The sequence below is a fragment of the Xanthomonas sp. JL1 genome, assembly GCF_038405005.1.
The window spans coordinates 25823-43436 of record NZ_JBBYGR010000028.1 but is presented as its reverse complement, the minus strand read 5'-3'; the positions used below and the strand labels follow the sequence as shown (position 1 = coordinate 43436).

The following is a 17614-nucleotide window of genomic DNA, read 5'->3' as shown; positions in this document are numbered from 1 at the left end:
GCTCACAAGACCCGTGGCGTGCGCGATGACGTGGACAGCCTGAAGGGCAGGCTGACGCTGCATTTCCTGCCGGGTGACGCACCGGACTTGAATCCCGACGAGTTGGTGTGGAGCTACACCAAGCGCACGGGCGTGGCGTGGCGCCCGCTGCGCAGTGGCGAGAAGCTGGCCGATCGGGTGCATGATCAGTTGTCCGACATTGCAGCTCGACCAGAATTGGTGCGCTCGTTCTTCAGGCATCCAAGTGTCGCCTATATTTCTGACTTATGAGTAACGTGTCGCCGCCTGCGCGTTGTCGGTGGTGATCACGCCACAGGCCAGACGGCCGCCAGCGTTGCCGGTGGGCTGGGTTTTGTAATCGTCCGCATCGGCATGCACGATCACCGCGTGGCCGGCGATATCGAACTGGTTGGCCTTAGCGAGATTGACGTTGCTGGACACCGGGCCGTCGATTGTGACGTTGCCCTGCGCATCGGACTTGATGTTGAGCATGTCGCCGCCGTGATGCGGTTCGGCGCTGACGTTGCCGTGATCGGACTGGGACGGGTTGAAGTGGCCGCCGGCGCTGCTGCCGTCCGGTGCGCTGCAATCGCCCTTTTCGTGAATATGGAAGCCGTGCTCGGTGTTGGGCTTGAGGCCGCTCAGCTGGCCGGTGACACGCAATGCGCCATCGACAGTTTTGAAGGTCACCGTGCCTTTGACGTCATTCCCCTTGGTCGGCTTAAGCTCGGCGGTTGCGGTGGTAGTGGCCGCCGCTTCGGTGACCATGGAGGCGGCATGTTCGCCGCCGTGCGCCGCTTCGGCCGGCGTGCTGGCCTGCGGGGCGGGTGCCGGGTCGGCCGGTGCCGGCTCGTCGCGCTTGCAGGCGGTCAGCACCAGAGCAGTGGCCAGAAACAGGGGGCGGCGGAAGAATTCGGATGGAGTACTCCTGAAGAAGGGCCGCAGTTGCAGCCATTGACGCCCTGACTCAGGGCTGCGAAGGGGGCGTGCCCCGTTTGGCGACACGAATGACGCCGCAGGCCAGACGCACGCCGGCATTGCCGCTGGGCTGGCTGCGATAGTCGTCGGCGTCGGCATGCACGATCAGCGACCTGCCGACCACGTCGCTCGGCGCGCCGTCGCCCAGGCTGATGCCCGACAGAATCATGTCCAGATGCACTACCCCTTCGGCGTCGGCACGCAGATTGTCCATGTCGCCCAGATTGTGCGGACCGCTCCCGGCACGCCCGTGCGGCGTACCGCTCGGATTGAAATGCGCGCCGGCACTGCTCGCATCGGCCGCGCTGCAATCGCCGCGTTCGTGCACATGAAATCCCGACACGCCGCCCGGACGCAGCCCGCCGATGGTGCCGGTGAGACGGATGCCCTGCAATGCAGGCACCAGCACCACCCGGCCGCTGACCAAGCTGCCCGAGGCCGAGGCCAGCACCGCTTCGGCCTGTTGCACCGGGCGAGAGGGCACCACGCGTGCGGCCGGCGGTGGAGGCGCCTTCGGCGGCGCTGGCGTGCTGCTGCAGGCGGCCAGCGCCAGCGCGGTGAGGGCAACGATCGTCGGCGACCGATAACGCATCAAGCAGTTCTCCTGATCAGGCTGAAAACCTATGCGGGCGCGTGTTCACATGTCATGAAATACGCCCAGCGAGGGCTCAGGAGTTTACGAGGTTGCAATGGGTGGCCGGGTGTTTGAGGCCTGGTTAACGTGCACGCTAGCTGATATGTGGAAGTGCAAAGCCTGGATCGCGCCCGTTACTTCCTTCTCTCGCCGGGACGCCGTCCTCCTTCGTGGGTGAGAAGGTGGCGCGCAGCGCCGGATGAGGGTCCGGGCGAAGCCCGGTGGCGGTTGCGTGCGCGAAGGTGGGCCGCGTACTCTCGCCCCAGCCCCCGCTCCGCGGCGCGGACGCTCCACGACACGCGCACCTTCGGTGCGCAAGCCGTGCCTTGTCGCTCCAGTGGGAGAGGGCTCAACGCCGCGCGTGGTCTGATGCGCGATTGCGATATGCGTGTATCGCTTAGGCGTCGATTCTTTTTCAAGCACGAGACCTTCCAACGGGAGAGGCCTCGGGCAACCTTAACGGGGTTTGCGCCCCGGACCGAGTTTGCGGGTGACGGTGTTACGGCCCAGGCCCAGGCGGGCGGCAGCTTCGGCGCGGCGGCCCTGGGTGAGTTGCAGTGCGGCTTCGAGCAGGGTTTTGTCCAGGCGTTCGCGCGCTTCGGCGTGCAGGCCCTGGGCGCCTTCGCTCAGGCGTTGTGCGGCCCAGCTGGAGAGCATGTCGTCCCACTGGCCGTCGCTGCGGCCGCTGCGGTGACGACGTCCACCACGTGCCAGTGCGGCTTCCACATCCACCACGTCGATGATGTCGGCGGTGGCCAGCGCGGCCAGACGCCAGCACACGTTTTCCAGTTCGCGGACGTTGCCGGGCCAGTCGTATTGACGCAGGTCTTCCAACGCGGCCGACGACAGCCGCTTGGGCAACATGTCGAGCTTGCGCCCGGCCATGGTCAGGAAGTTCTCGGCCAGTTGCGCGATGTCGCCACGGCGTTCGCGCAGCGGCGGCAATTGCAGGCGCACCACATCCAGGCGATGTAGCAAATCGGCGCGGAAGCGGCCTTGTTGGACCAAGGCTTCCAGATCCTGGTGGGTCGCGGCGATCACACGCACATCGACGCGGATCAATTCGCGCCCACCGACGCGGAAGAATTCGTTCTCTGCCAGCACGCGCAACAGGCGTGTCTGCAGCGGCAACGGCATGTCGCCGATTTCGTCCAGAAACAGCGTGCCGCCATCGGCTTGTTCGAAACGGCCGATATGCCGTTTGGTCGCGCCGGTAAAGGCGCCGGTTTCGTGGCCGAACAACTCGCTTTCCAGCAATTCGGCCGGAATGGCGGCGGTATTGAGCGCGACGAAGGGTTTGCGCGCGCGCGGCGATTCGTTGTGCAGCGCGTGGGCGACCAGCTCTTTACCGGTGCCGGTTTCGCCGTTGATCAAGACCGACAGCGGCGCCTGCGCCAGACGTCCGATCGCGCGAAACAAAGCCTGCATAGCGGGCGTGTCGCCGATCAACGAGGCCGAGCCTTCGGCCAGCCGGGTGGCGAAGATTTCGTCGGCACCCGCATCGGCATCCGGCAGCCCGCGTGCGGCCAGCGCCACCGCATCGTCCAGGTCGAAGGGCTTGGACAGGAACTCATGCGCGCCGCCGCGGAAGGCGCCGGCGGTGCTGGCAACGTCGGTATAGGCCGACATCACGATCACCGGCAGTTGCGGGTGTTTGGCTTTGAGCTTGTCGAGCAGGGTCAGGCCGTCTTCGCCGGGCATGCGCACGTCGGTGAACAGCAGGTCCGGCGTGGGCCGCATGGCGAGCGCCTGCAGCGCGGCGGCAGCGCTGTCGAAACCATCCACCGCGTAACCGGCATCGCGCAAGGCGGTGGACAGCACGAAACGGACCGACCGGTCATCGTCGACCACCCAGATGTGGGATACGGCGGCGGCCTCAGCCATGCAGATGCTCCTTGTCGTCATTGCCGGCCAGCTCGGGCAGCACCAGGGTGAAAACGGTATGGCCCGGACGCGAGCGGTAGGTCAGCGTGCCGTGGTGTTGGCGCGAGACCTGCTGGGCCAGCGCCAGACCCAATCCGCTGCCTTCGGCACGGCCGCTGACCAGCGGCAGGAACAGGTGCTCGGCCAGTTCTTCCGGCACGCCGCCGCCGTCGTCGATGATTTCCAGCCGCAGCGACATCGCGTGCACGCGGTCGCGGATGCGTTGGCCATGTTCGACGCGGGTGCGCAGGGTCACACGGGTGGCGCCAGCCTGGAAGGCGTTGCGTACCAGATTCCACACCGCCTGGGTCAGGCGGTCGCCATCGCCCAGAATGTCGGGAATGCTGGGGTCGTAGTCGCGCTGCACCTGCACCGACCAGCCGCCCTCGGCTTCGGCCAGGCGCAGCACACGTTCAAGGACCACATGGATGTTGAGGCGGTCATGCGGCCGCGCCGGGGTTGGCGAGAGCAGCCGTTCGAGCAAGGTGTTGAGGCGTTCGATTTCGGTGCCGATCAGCTCGAGCAGCTCGCGCTCGTCTTCGTCGCGTCCCGCCGAGCGGCGTGCGAGTAGCTGGGCGGCGCCCTTCAGTCCGGCCAATGGGTTGCGTAACTCGTGCGCCAGCCCCTTGAGCGCGGCGCTCAAGGCATTGGGCAAGGCGTGGGTGGGATCCAGCGCGGGGAATTCGTCGACCGGGTGGGTTTCCAGCAACCAGCCGCCGTCGTCCAGGCGCGACAGCCAGCCTTCGGCAAAGCGTGGCGCGTCGTTGGGCAGGCCCAGCGCCAGCCGGTGCAGACGCAACACATCACGCTCGTCGTTGAGCAGAAAGCGTGCAAGCGCATCGCCCTGCACTTCCAGCGCGGCCAGGGGTTGTTCGACCAACCGCCGGGCACCGACCCCGAGCCAGCGCGCGAACGCCGGGTTGACGCCCAGCAGGCGACCCTCGCGGTCGGCCCAGGCCACCGGCGTGCCCAGACTGTCCAGCGATGGCATGGAGGAGGATGTCAACATTGCACCAATTTAGTGCAAACGGCAGCGCCGTGCATCAATGTCGCGCAAAGCGAAGCGTCCGTAAACAACATAGGGGCCGGACAGCGGCGGGTCGCACCGATCCAGCAAGCATCCGCGCCGGCAGTCACGGGCGTAGGGCTGGTCATGCAGCCCACCTCGGCAGTTGTTCCGCGCCCAACGGGGCAAGGGGGAAAACGGACCCGGCTGGGCATTCCCGGCCGGGTCGTTGCGCCACCCGCAGCGCAGCAGCATGGCCGCGGGTGTGCATGCTCAGGACTCGTACGCGGCTTCGCCGTGCGAGGTGATGTCCAGGCCCTCGCGCTCGGCTTCTTCGCTCACGCGCAGGCCGAATACCAGCTTGGCGACCACAAACCCCACCACCGACACCACGCCGATCCAGCCGACCGTGATTCCGACGCCCAGCGCCTGGATGCCGACCTGATGAACGATGTCGTAATCGCCGCCCTTCTGGCCGCCCAGCGAGGCAGCCGAGAACACGCCGGTCAGGATCGCGCCGATGATGCCGCCCAGGCCATGCACGCCGAACACGTCCAGGCTGTCGTCGGCACCGAGCAGGCGCTTCAGACCGGTGACGCCCCACACGCAGAGCACGCCGGCAGCCAGGCCAATGACGATCGCGCCGAACGGGCCCACCGTACCGCAGGCCGGGGTGATGCCGACCAGGCCGGCCACCATGCCCGAGGCCACACCCAGGGCGGACGACTTGCCCTTGATGATCTTCTCGGTCAGCGACCAGCCCAGGATGGCGGCAGCGGTCGCCAGCAAGGTGTTGAGGAAGGCCAGCGCCGCACCGGCATTGGCTTCCAGATTGGAACCGGCGTTGAAACCGAACCAGCCCACCCACAGCAGCGAGGCACCGATGAAGGTCAGGGTCACGTTGTGCGGCTTGATCGCCTCACGTCCCAACCCGGCACGCTTGCCGACGAAGTAGGCGCCAACCAGACCGGCGACACCGGCGTTGATATGCACCACGGTACCGCCTGCGAAATCCAGCGCGCCCAACCCGAACAGATACCCACCGGTGGCCCAGACCATGTGCGCCAGCGGCAGGTAGCCGAAGGTGAACCAGATCGCCGAGAACAACAGCACCGCGCCGAACTTGGCGCGTTCGGCAAAGGCGCCGACGATCAGCGCGCCGGTAATGCCGGCGAAGGTCGCCTGGAACACCACAAACACGTATTCCGGCAGGCTCACGCCCTTGGTGAAGGTGGCCGCCAGGGTTTCGATGGTGACGCCCTTGAGCAGCGCCTTGTCCAGATTGCCGATCCACGCACCTCCACCGGAGAACGCCAGGCTGTAGCCGTACAGCACCCACAGGATGATCAGCAGCGAGAACACCACAGCGACCTGGATCAGCACCGACAACACGTTCTTGGCGCGCACCATGCCGCCGTAGAACAGCGCCAGGCCCGGCACCACCATGAGCAGCACCAGCAAGGTGGAAGTCAGCATCCAGGCGACGTCGCCCTTCTCCACCACCGGTGCGGCCTCGACGGCAGCGGCCGGCGGGGCGGCCGGTTGCGCCGACGGCAGCGGTTCGGTGGTGACCGGCGCGGTCGGCAGTGGGGTGATCTGGGGAGTGGACTGCGCCTGCGCGCTGCCCATGCCACCGACGATCAGCGCGCTGAACAGCATCAGCATGCACGCGCTGTAGAACCGGGCTTTCCACCCGGCAAAAAGAGCTGTCTTCATACGAACTCCAAGGCTGGTGGGGTTAGAGCGCATCGGCGCCGATCTCGCCGGTGCGGATGCGCACCACCTGCTCGATCGCGGTGACGAAGATCTTGCCGTCGCCGATCTTGCCGGTGCCGGCGGCGTTCTGGATCGCCTCGACCACCGCGTCCAGGCGGTCGTTGGTGACCACCGTTTCGATCTTGATCTTGGGCAGGAAGTCGACAACGTACTCGGCGCCGCGGTACAGCTCGGTGTGGCCTTTCTGACGCCCGAAGCCCTTGACCTCGGTCACGGTGATGCCCGACACGCCAGCTGCGGACAGGGCCTCGCGGACCTCGTCGAGCTTGAACGGCCGGATGATGGCGGTGATCAATTTCATGCGCATACCCCGAATGGTGGAAAGAACCGGACGGCATTGCGCCGCCCGGCGATGTCAGTCACCTCGATGCCAACCCCGGCATCCGATCGTTCGCGATTGCGCAGACCTCAGCAGATGCCATGCATCCGCCTCGTGTGAGAGGTCAGGCCCGCGCCACGCGAACTGTGTGCTCTCTCAATACCCCTGCAATCCACGGCCGGTGCCATGGATCGCTCGAACACGTGTGCGGCGATGGCGGAGGTGGGAGGGGGGGCCTCCGCCATCGCAGCGGTGGAACTCAGTTGCCGTAGTACAGCTGGTACTCCAACGGGTGGGTCGCAGCACGGAACTTGGTGACTTCCTGCATCTTCAGCGCGATATAGCCGTCGATGAAGTCGTCGCTCATCACGCCGCCGGCCTTGAGGAACTCGCGGTCCTTGTCCAGCGCGTCCAGGGCCTGATCCAGGCTGGAGCAGACCTGCGGAATCAGCTTCTCTTCTTCCGGCGGCAGGTCGTACAGGTCCTTGTCGCTCGGTGCGCCAGGGTCGATCTGGTTCTTGATGCCGTCCAAGCCGGCCATCATCAGCGCGGTGAAGGTCAGGTAGCCGGACTGCAACGGATCGGGGAAGCGCATTTCGATGCGGCGCGCCTTCGGGTTGGTGACCCACGGAATACGGCACGACGCCGAGCGGTTACGCGCCGAATAGGCCAGCATCACTGGTGCCTCGAAGCCCGGAACCAGACGCTTGTAGCTGTTGGTGCCGGAGTTGGCGAAGGCGTTGATCGCGCGGGCGTGCTTAAAGATGCCGCCGATGTACCACAGCGCCAGCTGCGACAAACCGCCGTAGCCGTCGCCGGTGAACAGGTTGACGCCGCCCTTGGCCAGCGACTGGTGCACGTGCATGCCCGAGCCGTTGTCGCCCACGATGGGCTTGGGCATGAAGGTGGCGGTCTTGCCGTTGCGGTAGGCGACGTTCTTGATGATGTACTTCATCGTCAGCAGTTCGTCGGCCTTCTGCACCAGCGAGCTGAACTTGGTGCCGATTTCGCACTGACCGGCGGTGGCCACTTCGTGGTGGTGCACTTCGGTTTCGATGCCGACCTGTTCCAGCGTCTTGATCATTTCCGCGCGCAGGTCGTGCAGGGTGTCGGTCGGCGGAACCGGGAAGTAGCCGCCCTTCACGCCCGGACGGTAGCCGCTATTGCCGCCGTCGTACTTTTCACCGGTATTCCAGGCCGCTTCTTCCGAACCCACCTGGAAGAAGGTGTGGCCCATGTCGTTGGCAAAGCGCACCGAATCGAAGATGAAGAATTCCGGCTCCGGGCCGAAGAACGCCTGGTCGGCGGTGCCGGACGACTTCAGATAGGCCTCGGCGCGCTTGGCGATGCCGCGCGGATCGCGCTCATAGCTCTGCATGGTGGCCGGGTCAAGGATGTCGCAGGTCAGCACGATGGTCGGATCGGCGAAGAACGGATCCAGATACGCGGTGCCTGCGTCCGGCAGCAGCACCATGTCCGACTCGTTGATGCCCTTCCAACCCGCGATCGAACTGCCGTCGAACATCTTGCCTTCTTCAAACAGCGCCGGCTCGATGATATTGGCCGGAAAGGTGATGTGCTGCTGTACACCACGCATATCGACGAAGCGCAGGTCGACGAACTCGACCTTGTTGTCCTTGATCAGCTTTTCAACATTTTCCACGGACATCGGAAGAAACCTCAGGTAGGAGTTAAGTGGCTCGTGGCCGGTAGCTCAGCAGGGACCGTGCCAAGCCATCGAGCTTCACAAGCCCTTGATTTTGCTTGCGTCGCTCGCGGCCGCGGACGTTGGCTAGCACCATAATAGTGCAAATAATCAAACACAAAGCACCAATATGGTGCGTTCTACAATGCACTATCCTGACGGCTTCCCCACCCCTCTCCAGTCCGATGTCCGATCTGATTTCCGCCCTGCTGTTGGGCATTCTCGAAGGCCTTACCGAATTCCTGCCGATCTCCAGTACCGGCCATCTGCTGATCGCCGAACAATGGCTCGGACGCCGTTCTGACTTCTTCAATATCGTCATCCAGGCCGGCGCGATCCTGGCTATCTGTCTGGCGCTGCGGCAGCGGCTGTGGACCCTGGCCACCGGCCTGGGCGAGCGCGACAACCGCGATTACGTGCTCAAAGTCAGCGTGGCCTTCCTGGTCACCGCGGTGGTCGGGCTGATCGTGCGCAAGGCCGGCTGGCAATTGCCCGAAACCCTGCAGCCCGTCGCCTGGGCGCTGCTGATCGGCGGCGTGTGGATGCTGGTGGCCGAACACGTCGCCGGCAAGCTGCCCGAGCGCGACGTGGTGACCTGGAAGGTGGCCATCGCGGTGGGCCTGGCGCAGGTCGTGGCCGGTGTTTTCCCAGGCACCTCGCGCTCGGCCTCGACGATCTTCATCGCCATGTTGCTGGGCCTGAGCCGGCGCTCGGCAGCGGCGGATTTCGTGTTCATGGTGGGCATTCCGACCATGTTCGCGGCCAGCGGTTACGCGTTGCTGGAGATGTACAAGGAAGGCGGTTTCGGCACCGAACACTGGGCCGATGTGGCGGTGGCCTTCGTGGCGGCGACCATCACCGGTTTTGTGGTGGTGAAGTGGCTGCTGAGCTATATCAAGAAGCACCGTTTCACCGTGTTTGCGGTGTACCGCATCGTGCTCGGCGCAGCCTTGCTGCTGTGGCTGCCGGCTGCGGCGGGCTGAGACCTAACGACAACTGCCGGGCCTGCACGTCGCGATCGCGGCCAGGTGCAGGCCCGGCGCCCACGTCGTGACGCCGGTCATTGCCCCGGGCGCACGCTGGCGGTATCACTGACGCATCGATTCCCGGGAGCTGCACATGCGTGCCGTGTTCTTCGCCCCTGCACTGCTGGCGGCGGGCGTGACGGCCTGCGGATCGGGCGCGTCGCCGGAGCTGCCCGGCGCCAACCACGCTGCTGTCCGGATGCCTGTCATGGCGAGCCCTGACACGGATGCCCTGCCGTTGCGCACCGCCTTGCGCGCACAGCACTGGCAATTGCAGCAGGCCAGCGATGCGCACGGCACCGCCTTGCGCAGCCTGTTCGTCGACGGCCTGCCAGCCGTGCAACTGGACTTCAACGATCAGCGCATCCAGGTCAGCCAGACCTGCAACGCGTTGGGCGCCATCTACAGCGTGGCCCAGGCGCAGGTGCAGATCGGCCGGGTGGTCTCGAGCAGGCGGATGTGCGCCGACGCACGCCGGATGGCGCAGGAACGCGCTGCCAGCGACCTGCTGTCCGGCCGCTTCGCCGTGGTCATGGACACCGCCGCGGCCGCGCCCCGGCTGACCCTGACCCGCAGCGATGGCACCCGGCTGATCTTCGGCGGCACCCCCACGGCAGACACCCGCTACGGCGGGCCGGGGCAGACGTTGTTGATCGAAGTGGCCGCAGACACCGTGACCTGCGCGTCCGACCCGACGCGTCGTTGTCTGCAAGTCCGCGAGCAGACGCAGGCCGACCAATCGGCCACACACGACTGGCAGCCGTTGGAGGGCACGATCGACGGCTTCGAGCACGAGGACGGCATCCGCAACCTGCTGCGGGTGACCCGCTACCCGGCCGGCACGGACCGGAACGCCGACCAGGTGTACGTGCTCGACCAGATGCTCGAAGCCAGCAGCTAGCCCCGCGCCAGCCCAGCATTGGGCCTGTCAGCGGCGCCGCGCGCTGCGACGCCACTGCGGCGCGTCAGAACTGGATCAGGACCTTGCCCACGTGTTGCGCCCTGGCGACGTAATCAAAGGCCTGGGGCGCCTCATCGAACCGGAACGTGTTGTTGTGCAGGGTCTTGATGCGGTGCTGCTCGATCGCACGCAGCAGGTCCACGAACATCGCCCGGCTTGCATTGGCGATCCCGCGAATGGTTGCGTTCTTGCGGATCAACGACACATAGTCGGGAATCGGCGAAGAGGTGCCGGGAGTGACGCCGATCACCACGATGGTCGCGTTGGCAGCTGCCACCTTGATCGACTGTCCCAGGGTGTCCTGCCCGCCGGTCTCGATGATGACGTCCGCGCCGCCGCCGGACAGCTGCGTCACGGCATCGGCCCAGTCGGGATCGGTGCGATAGGTGACGGTGATGTCGGCGCCCAGGCGGCGCGCGAGTTCAAGCTTCTCGTCGCTGGATGAGGTGATGGCGACATGGGCACCGTGGCGCTTGGCGAGTTCGAGCGCGGCCATCGAGACGCCGACGGTTCCCAGACAGAGCACTAGGTCGCCGGCCTTGATCCTGGCGACTTCCGGCGTGCCAGGCGGTGACTGCGGCCGATGCCAGCGCCGCGACATCTTGGTCGTCCAACGACACGGGCACCTTGATCAGCGCGGATGCAGGCAGCACCACCGTTTCCGCCAGCCAGCCATCGTGGGTCACGCCCAGATCGTGGGCGAACATCTCGGCGCGGAACCTGCCGTCCAGCCAGGCGGGGAAGTGCCCGCTGACGACACGGTCGCCCGGCGCGACGTCGCTGACGCCTGCACCGACGGAGGTCACGATGCCCACGCCTTCGGCAACGGGAACGCGCGTTTCGACGAGCTTGCCGGCGTAGGTGCCTTTCAGGATCTGCAGGTCGCGGTTGATCAGGCCAACCAGTCGCGGCGCGACGATGACCTGACCCGGCCCTGCGACTGGCTCGAACATCTCGGCCACGACCAGGCTCTCGAGGCCGGTTTGATTGCCAATCTGGAATGCTTTCAAGGGGGACTGCCTGTACTGAGACGCCGGCCGAACGTGGCTGGCGTCGTCGGGGATGGCGCATTCGACGCCATCGTCGCGATGACTCAGCGCAGCGCTGGGTTCAACGTGTAGGTGCCATGCAACGCGGCTTCCGCCAGCACATGGCCCTGAATCGCCGACAGCACGTCGGCGGCGGTGAAGCGGTCGGGCAGGCTGAGCTTGGCAACGTCCAGCGCGAACACCCGGAAGAAATAGCGGTGCATGCGCAGGTCGTTGAACGGCGGGTACGGGCCGTCGTAGCCGCGGTAGTCGCCGGCCATGTCGGCATTGCCGGCGAACCACTGCGTGTAGGAATTCAGGCCCTGCCGGGCACCGGCCGGGCCGGGCGGTTGCTGCTTGCCCTTGACCACAAAGCCGTCGCTGCAGCTGCCGGCGGCAATCTCATGCACATCGGCGGAGATATCGGCCATCGCCCAATGCACGAAATCGGTGCGTGGCTGCTCGACTGGAATCTGCAGGTCGTCGCGGCCGACGGTGTCGGGCACGGTCGGTACATCCGGGTCCAGGCACAACAGCGCGAATGACTGCGTACCGGTCGGCACCTCGCTCCAGGCCAGGTGCGGGTTGCGGTTGGGTGCGAAGCCATCCGGCGTACCGGCGGCAAATTCCACAGCGATGGGCTTGCCGTTTTCGATGCTGTTGCTGGTCAGACGCATGGAGGGTCTCCGAGAAAAGCGATACGGATCAGGGTGCCTGGGTCCGGGCCGGAGCGAAAGACATCGGCATGGAACCTTCTGATGCGCTCGCTCGGGTTTAGCGCTGCCCGCGCACTGCGTCTGCAAGCAATGCGACAATCACGAGACTGCAGCCACGCCCACCCGGCGGTGAGCGCAACCGCTCTGAGCGCCATTCAGTCCTGCGGGTAGCCGAAGCGCACGGCAATCAGCGTGAGCAGATCGAACTGCGCGCCAAGCACGCCGCGGTAATTGCGCCAGCGACCGGCAGCCAACCGCGTCGGGCCACGCGGTTCGACCAGCGGGAAGTTCAGCCCGAACGCCTGTTCCAGCGCGGTGGAAATGCCCTGCGGATCGTTTTCGATACCGTCCAGCCGAATGATCCGGTGCGGGTACAGATCGCGTTCGTGCAAGACGGCCAGCTGTTCCAGCGCGATCAGCAACCAATCGGCGGCCTGCTGTGGGGATTGCAGTGCCAGCGGCGCGGACGCACCGGCCGAGAGCCAGTCCAGCAGCATGTCGCGCGGGTCGCGCAGCGCAATCGCCAGCCGGCCCTCAGGCAGATGCGGGCGCAGCGCGGTCAACAAGGTGTTGTCCCACCACAGCAGCCAGTCGATGACGTTGCCATCGTCGATGCCGCGACGCGGCAGTTGTGCTTTCCAGCCTTCCACCAGCGCCGTCGGTGCCAGTGCGCCGGAGGCCAACTGGTCGAGCGTACGGTAGCTCTGCAGCGCATCCGACGGCGGCGTGGTGCCATAGCGGTCGCCGCGCACCAGTGGGGTGGCCGCGTCCATCACCGCGATCAAACGTTCGACATGCGAGCCGGGCGTGCCCCACACGAACAGCGGGCGCGCGGTGACGGTGTCGGGGATGGTCACCAGCGCAGGCCACTGCGTCGGCTGTTTGGCGGCCTGCGGCGGCAACGGCAACCGGTGCTGGGCCTGCTCGCGGTGGAACTGCATCCAGGTGCCCACGGCGGCATCGGGCTGGCCGGCGCGGTCCTGCACATTGCCCAGCCACGGCCGCAGCACGGTCTGCTGCGGCGCAGGCAGCGATTCGATCAACGATTCGACGCAGGCGATGGCCGCCAGCGGGTCGCGCTCCAGCAAGGCTTCGACAATGCGCTGCTCGCCGCTGATGCGGCCCGGCTCCACCGCCACGATCTGGCGCGCCACCATCTCCGCTGCGTCGCCATGGCCCTGCATGTCATGCACGCGCATCAGCGCCTCCAGCGCCGGCAGGTGCTCGGGCATGGCCAGCAGCCAGCGCTCGATCACCGCCTGCGCCTGCGGCCCACCGACCGGCTCCACCGCCAGGCGGGCCAGCCACAGGTCGTGCGCCGTGGCCGACGTGGCCAGCGCCGCATCCAGGGTGTCGCGCGCATCGTCCACCGCGCCCAGCCGCACCCAGGCGGTAAGCAGCGCATGCAGCGTGCGGCGGTCGGCCGGCCAGTGCGCCAGTGCCAGGCGCAGATGGGCGGCGGCCTGATCGGGGCGACCGGCCTGCAGTTCCATCTCGCCGGCAAGCCGGCGCATGGCCGGCAGATCGCCGCCGGGCTGCTCGAGCACGCCCTGCATCGCCGCCAGCGCGTCGTCCAGACGGCCCTGGCGCTGGGCCAGCTGGGCAATGAAGGCGCGCAGCGCGGTGCCCGGCGGATTGAGCTCGATCACGCGCTCGAACGCGCGCTCGGCGAATGCAAAATGCTCTTTCTGCAGATACGCAAAGCCCAGCGAAAACAGCACGCGTGCATCGTCGGGCAACTGCTCGGCGGCGCGGGTGAGCAACGACAGCGCGCGGTCGCTCTGGCTGCGGCGCATCTCCACCACGCCATCGACCGCCAGCAATTGCGGATGCTCCGGCACCAGGCGCGCGGCAGTGCGGCTGAGCCGCTCGGCCTCGTCCAGATCGCCACGTGCCACCGCCAGATGCGCCTGCATCACGTAAGCATTGAACTGATTCGGATCCAGCGCGGTAGTGCGCGACAGCGCCGCATCGGCGGCAGACAGATCGCGCGTCGCCAACAACGCACCGGCACGCAGCAGATGCAGGTCGGCATCTTCGGGGGTCAGCATCAGCGCGGTGTCGATGCTGCCCAGCGCTAGCCCCGGCTGCCCTTGCTGCTGCAGCGCCACCGCCAGCCAGCGGTGCGCGGCGACGTCGTCGGGCGCGGCGGTTGCCCACTCGCGGGCCAGCGCCACTGCATCGTCGGCCGCATTGCGGCGCAGGGCTTGAAGAATGGCGTCTTGCATGACGGCGGTGGGTCCGGGACAAACCGCTATTGTAACGATGCGGGGTACGGCGGCTCGCGGTGCGAGGGATGCTGGCGTTTAGCGCCACGCCGGCCTCTTGTGCAAGGCGTGCGTCGTCGCCCTTGAACTCACATCGACCGATCGCGCCGGTCGGGCGGTTGAACGCTTGGCAACTTCCGACGCAGCACGCTCGCGCCATGAGCCACGCAGAGCGCCCCAAAACAGCAACTGGCCCATGTGCCAGCGCGCAGCTTCGACGCCCATGGGAACCGATCCTGCGCGTCAGCGGAACAGGATTTCCCCAGTCTGCAGGTAGGTGTAGAAGCTGATCGCGCTGAAGTAGACCATCACGCAACCGACAACCACGAATAAAAAATCAACTACTGCATCCATCTACGGATGTCGTCTCAGCATCATGCGCGAGCTGACGTCAGCCGCTCGGCCACCCAGCGTTCGGCGAAGCCGTCGCCGCGGGCGTTTTCCAGAAAGCCGCAATGGCCGCCCCAGCGCGCGATTTCCAGCTGCGCATGCGCCGGCAACTGCCAGGCAGCGAAATCGGCGAACGGAATCACCGGGTCGTCTTCGGCCATCAAGATGTCGACCGGCACCTGCAGATTGGCCAGGCGTTCGCCGTCAATCGAATAGCTGTCGAAATACGCTTCCAGTGAGCCATGCCCGGTGTGCTTCACCGCCAGCCAGGCCATCAGCCCGCGCATGTCCAGCGCCAGGGTGGCGTCGTCGTAGCTGTGCTGGTCGGGGAACAACGCGCGCTTGCGCAGCAGCGATTCGCGCCATTTACGACGGAAATACCAGTCGTAGAACTGCGGGCCCTTTTCCAACTGAATCATGGCGGCGGCCTCAGATCGTCCCTCCGACTGAGCCTGACTGAGGCAATAGCTCCATCAACCATGCGAGCTCCTCTTCGTTGAATGCCGGGAAATCATCCGCTGCCCCTGCGAAGGGGTCCGCATTTTGTTCCCACATCACGGTGCTGGACGCTGCCAGGTCGGCAGCGATGGGCGTACCAGGATCCGGGAGGCCGCCCCCGATCCTGGTACGCGGGCGTTTTACCCTCCAGCTGAGGGGCAAATGCAGAGCATCGCGCTGTTCGGGAACGCGTACCTCGAAAGATTGCTGTGCGGAGGGGCCGGTGACAGCACGATCCGATCGGGACCGTTTACGGCTGCTTGCCCGCGTCTGATCTCCCTCGTGCATTGGGCTGGGCGCATCAAGGTCACGCTCCAGCGAATCGGCGAATGCATGCAAAGACGCCTGATCCGGTGTTTGAGCTGAAGTAGGGGACGGTTTGGCCCTTTTCATCCCTGATGCCTGGAGGATACGGTCCCAACGCTGCGAGGCTGGGGGGAGCGTTCCGTAGCGGGCTTCGAATTCGGTGACGCCCACTCTGCGAAAGAGCTGTACCAACCCGTGCCTGCTCATCCCGAACTGTGTCATGGCGTCATCGAATGCTTGCGCTGGGTGGGAGTGGCTCTGGAAAAAACCAAGCACGCGCACCACGTGCGCGAGGTCGGCAACGCGATGGGACGTGCGTTCGGGAATACGGCGATTGATTCTTCTGATCAATTCCGGCGCGTGCGGCAATCCCTTTTTCACTGCATCCAGGGCAGGACGTCCGCCGAGGCAGGCCAAGGCGACGAGGTGGTCGTTGGTCAACGCGGCCAACGCCGGATCAGGGCGATATAACTGGGCAACAATGCTCTCCAGCGCCTGCTTGCCGCCGCCATTGCTGGCGATGGCCACCACCTGGTCCGGGGTCAGGCCATGGTCCTGGCACAGCACCGGCAACAGCCGCTGCACCGTCTCCAGCGCCTGCTTGCCGCCATCGTGGCTGGCGATGGCCACGACCTGGTCCGGGGTCAGGCCATGGGCCTGGCACAGCACCGGCAACAGCCGTTGCACCGTCTCCAGCGCCTGCTTGCCGCCATCGTGGCTGGCGATGGCCACCACCTGGTCCAGGGTCAGGCCATGGTCCTGGCACAGCACCGGCAACAGCCGCTGCACCGTCTCCAGCGCCTGCTTGCCGCCATCGTGGCTGGCGATGGCCACCACCTGGTCCGGACTCAGGCCATGGTCCTGGCACAGCACCGGCAACAGCCGCTGCACCGTCTCCAGCGCCTGCTTGCCGCCGCCATTGCTGGCGATGGCCACCACCTGGTCCGGGGTCAGGCCATGGTCCTGGCACAGCACCGGCAACAGCCGCTGCACCGTCTCCAGCGCCTGCTTGCCGCCATCGTGGCTGGCGATGGCCACCACCTGGTCCGGGGTCAGGCCATGGTCCTGGCACAGCACCGGCAACAGCCGCTGCACCGTCTCCAGCGCCTGCTTGCCGCCGCCATTGCTGGCGATGGCCACCACCTGGTCCGGGGTCAGGCCATGGTCCTGGCACAGCACCGGCAACAGCCGCTGCACCGTCTCCAGCGCCTGCTTGCCGCCAATATTGCTGGCGATGGCCACGACCTGGTCCGGGGGCAGGCCATGGGCCTGGCACAGCACCGGCAACAGCCGCTGCACCGTCTCCAGCGCCTGCTTGCCGCCGTTATTGTTGGCGATGGCCACCACCTGGTCCGGGGTCAGGCCATGGTCCTGGCACAGCACCGCAACAGCCGCTGCACCGTCTCCAGCGCCTGCTTGCCGCCGTATTGTTGGCGATGGCCACCACCTGGTCCGGGTCAGGCCATGGGTCCTGGCACAGCACCGGCAACAGCCGCTGCACCGTCTCCAGCGCCTGCTTGCCGCCATGGGTCCAGCAGCGGGCACACCGCCGCCACGCGCGCCAGCGGCAGGCCGGCAGCGGGCGCACGCAGCGCCAGTCGCAACGCGAAATTGCCGCCCAGCGAATACCCTGCTGCCAGCAACTGCGGCGCAGGAAAACGCCGCCACAGATCGCCTGCGGCATTGACCACTTCGTCGATGCGATCGGAGTGGAACAGGTCCACATTGAGATGGTGGGTGCCGCCGTGGTCGCGGAAGTTCAGCCGGAACACTTGGTAGCCCAGGCCGAGTACGCGCGCTGCGGTCAGGCACATGTAATTGGAATCGGCGCTGCCCTCCCAGCCGTGCAGCAACAGCACGGTGCCGCGCGGTGGCGCGTCGCCGCGCGGAACGCTCATCCAGCCCTGCAGGCGCACACCGTCACCGCCATCGAGAATGTGTTCGCTGGTGACAGCGCCGCTGGCGGCGAGCAACTGACGGCTGCGGATGCGCCGCAAGCCGCTGCTGCCCAGCACCGATTGCACGTGCGGGTTGCGCAGCCAGCGTGGCGGCAGGTAGTCGGCGGCGTTCATGCGCTAATCG

12 protein-coding genes and 5 pseudogenes are annotated in these 17614 nt (G+C 66.3%); 3 read left to right on the top strand and 14 right to left on the bottom strand.

Annotation, left to right across the window (positions count from 1 at the left end; all coding sequences use genetic code 11):
- The coding region (locus WJW29_RS06220) for a transposase (protein ID WP_181680336.1) at positions 1 to 270 on the top strand (270 nt) is incomplete at its 5' end.
- On the opposite strand, the gene WJW29_RS06215 is transcribed toward WJW29_RS06220, so the two are convergent.
- From WJW29_RS06215 to glnA, 7 genes are all read right to left on the bottom strand, one after another.
- Positions 265 to 897: a superoxide dismutase family protein gene (locus tag WJW29_RS06215; RefSeq protein WP_027704180.1), complete on the bottom strand. Its 633-nt coding sequence runs from the start codon at positions 895 to 897 to the stop codon at positions 265 to 267. The two genes, WJW29_RS06220 and WJW29_RS06215, sit on opposite strands and share 6 nt — an antisense overlap.
- Before the next feature lie 70 nt (positions 898 to 967).
- The gene (locus WJW29_RS06210) at positions 968 to 1570 is read right to left on the bottom strand and encodes a superoxide dismutase family protein (RefSeq protein WP_012443745.1); all 603 of its coding nucleotides are present in this window, start codon (positions 1568 to 1570) and stop codon (positions 968 to 970) included.
- 498 nt (positions 1571 to 2068) lie between these two features.
- Positions 2069 to 3496: a nitrogen regulation protein NR(I) gene (gene ntrC, locus WJW29_RS06205; protein WP_011409760.1), complete on the bottom strand. Its 1428-nt coding sequence runs from the start codon at positions 3494 to 3496 to the stop codon at positions 2069 to 2071.
- Positions 3489 to 4544 carry an ATP-binding protein gene (locus tag WJW29_RS06200; protein WP_011260761.1) on the bottom strand — a complete coding sequence of 352 codons (1056 nt, stop codon included), beginning with the start codon at positions 4542 to 4544 and terminating at the stop codon, positions 3489 to 3491. Before WJW29_RS06200 ends, ntrC begins: the two co-directional genes overlap by 8 nt.
- 270 nt (positions 4545 to 4814) lie before the next feature.
- Positions 4815 to 6257 carry an ammonium transporter gene (locus WJW29_RS06195; RefSeq protein ID WP_012443742.1) on the bottom strand — a complete coding sequence of 481 codons (1443 nt, stop codon included), beginning with the start codon at positions 6255 to 6257 and terminating at the stop codon, positions 4815 to 4817.
- A 22-nt stretch (positions 6258 to 6279) separates the two neighbouring features.
- Positions 6280 to 6618 (bottom strand): P-II family nitrogen regulator, encoded by a 339-nt coding sequence (locus tag WJW29_RS06190; RefSeq protein WP_011260763.1) that lies wholly within the window; start codon positions 6616 to 6618, stop codon positions 6280 to 6282.
- A gap of 277 nt (positions 6619 to 6895) precedes the next feature.
- Entirely contained in the window at positions 6896 to 8305 is a 1410-nt protein-coding gene (gene glnA, locus WJW29_RS06185) for a type I glutamate--ammonia ligase (protein ID WP_011260764.1), read from the bottom strand.
- Positions 8306 to 8526: 221 nt separating this feature from the next.
- On the opposite strand from glnA, the gene WJW29_RS06180 reads away from it, so the two are divergent.
- Both WJW29_RS06180 and WJW29_RS06175 read left to right on the top strand, forming a co-directional pair.
- Positions 8527 to 9324 carry an undecaprenyl-diphosphate phosphatase gene (locus WJW29_RS06180; protein WP_011260765.1) on the top strand — a complete coding sequence of 266 codons (798 nt, stop codon included), beginning with the start codon at positions 8527 to 8529 and terminating at the stop codon, positions 9322 to 9324.
- Between the two features lie 136 nt (positions 9325 to 9460).
- Positions 9461 to 10267, top strand: coding sequence for an META domain-containing protein (locus tag WJW29_RS06175; protein ID WP_011260766.1), 807 nt, complete (start codon positions 9461 to 9463; stop codon positions 10265 to 10267).
- Positions 10268 to 10331: 64 nt separating this feature from the next.
- On the opposite strand, the pseudogene WJW29_RS06170 reads toward WJW29_RS06175, so the two are convergent.
- The 7 genes and pseudogenes from WJW29_RS06170 to WJW29_RS06140 all read right to left on the bottom strand — a co-directional run.
- Positions 10332 to 11337, bottom strand: a pseudogene (locus WJW29_RS06170) (NAD(P)-dependent alcohol dehydrogenase).
- An 83-nt stretch (positions 11338 to 11420) separates the two neighbouring features.
- The gene (locus WJW29_RS06165) at positions 11421 to 12032 is read right to left on the bottom strand and encodes a YbhB/YbcL family Raf kinase inhibitor-like protein (RefSeq protein WP_011409764.1); all 612 of its coding nucleotides are present in this window, start codon (positions 12030 to 12032) and stop codon (positions 11421 to 11423) included.
- A 194-nt stretch (positions 12033 to 12226) separates the two neighbouring features.
- A complete protein-coding gene (locus WJW29_RS06160) occupies positions 12227 to 14299 on the bottom strand; it encodes a tetratricopeptide repeat protein (RefSeq protein WP_113084394.1) in 2073 nt (690 codons plus the stop codon).
- Between the two features lie 128 nt (positions 14300 to 14427).
- Positions 14428 to 14692: pseudogene (locus WJW29_RS06155) on the bottom strand (hypothetical protein).
- Positions 14693 to 14712: 20 nt separating this feature from the next.
- Positions 14713 to 15156 (bottom strand): annotated as a pseudogene (locus WJW29_RS06150) (alpha/beta hydrolase); the annotation flags it as partial.
- A gap of 1 nt (position 15157) precedes the next feature.
- Positions 15158 to 17063, bottom strand: a pseudogene (gene avrBs3, locus WJW29_RS06145) (type III secretion system effector avirulence protein AvrBs3); the annotation flags it as partial.
- Positions 17059 to 17604 (bottom strand): annotated as a pseudogene (locus WJW29_RS06140) (alpha/beta fold hydrolase); the annotation flags it as partial. The pseudogenes avrBs3 and WJW29_RS06140, both read right to left, overlap by 5 nt.
- Positions 17605 to 17614: the final 10 nt, after the last annotated feature.

Coding starts and splice junctions, on each gene's coding strand:
- WJW29_RS06210 (WP_012443745.1), bottom strand. CDS start 1,570: ATGCGTTATCGGTCGCCGACGATCGTTGCCCTCACCGCGCTGGCGCTG.
- ntrC (WP_011409760.1), bottom strand. CDS start 3,496: ATGGCTGAGGCCGCCGCCGTATCCCACATCTGGGTGGTCGACGATGAC.
- WJW29_RS06200 (WP_011260761.1), bottom strand. CDS start 4,544: ATGTTGACATCCTCCTCCATGCCATCGCTGGACAGTCTGGGCACGCCG.
- WJW29_RS06195 (WP_012443742.1), bottom strand. CDS start 6,257: ATGAAGACAGCTCTTTTTGCCGGGTGGAAAGCCCGGTTCTACAGCGCG.
- WJW29_RS06190 (WP_011260763.1), bottom strand. CDS start 6,618: ATGAAATTGATCACCGCCATCATCCGGCCGTTCAAGCTCGACGAGGTC.
- glnA (WP_011260764.1), bottom strand. CDS start 8,305: ATGTCCGTGGAAAATGTTGAAAAGCTGATCAAGGACAACAAGGTCGAG.
- WJW29_RS06180 (WP_011260765.1), top strand. CDS start 8,527: ATGTCCGATCTGATTTCCGCCCTGCTGTTGGGCATTCTCGAAGGCCTT.
- WJW29_RS06175 (WP_011260766.1), top strand. CDS start 9,461: ATGCGTGCCGTGTTCTTCGCCCCTGCACTGCTGGCGGCGGGCGTGACG.
- WJW29_RS06165 (WP_011409764.1), bottom strand. CDS start 12,032: ATGCGTCTGACCAGCAACAGCATCGAAAACGGCAAGCCCATCGCTGTG.
- WJW29_RS06160 (WP_113084394.1), bottom strand. CDS start 14,299: ATGCAAGACGCCATTCTTCAAGCCCTGCGCCGCAATGCGGCCGACGAT.